General features: G+C 63.6%; 1 protein-coding gene. It reads right to left on the bottom strand.

Going from position 1 to position 440, the window contains the following annotated elements; all coding sequences use genetic code 11:
• A partial coding sequence (locus AOA62_RS30545) for a DUF6531 domain-containing protein (RefSeq protein WP_256592509.1) occupies positions 1–440 on the bottom strand: 440 nt, incomplete at both ends.

Genomic DNA, 440 nt, shown 5'->3' with positions numbered 1-440 from the left:
CGCCCCTGCTCGTCGGTATACACGAGCGTTTCGCCGCCCTCGGGATGCGGCTGAATGTCGACGCATACTTCGTAGGGCACGCTCCAACCGACGCCAAACAGGCTGCCCTGGCGTTCATCACGGCTGTTGTAGAAGCGCTGCCAGTCGATAGGCAGAATGCCGGGCAGCACAAAATCCAGGTCGTCGACACCGCCCAGTACCTTCGCGCCCGTCGCGGCATGCACCGGGTTCGACGAGCCCATCGCGGCGTTGGCCGCAGCGTCCATCGCGCTGCTGATGGCCATCGACGTCGCGCCGCTGACCAACATGCATGGCAACTTGCTGAAGAACTTGCCCTTGCCACCCTTGAGCATCAACAGCGCTGTAACCGCCAACCCGACGCCAGGCGTCTTGCCGCTGCGAATCTCACGCACCACCACCGAACCGCCACCAATGGTCAC

It is taken from the genome of Pseudomonas sp. 2995-3, assembly GCF_002742565.1.
In the GTDB taxonomy this organism is placed as follows: Bacteria; Pseudomonadota; Gammaproteobacteria; order Pseudomonadales; family Pseudomonadaceae; genus Aquipseudomonas; species Aquipseudomonas edaphica.
This window is presented reverse-complemented; position numbering and strand designations above follow the sequence as displayed.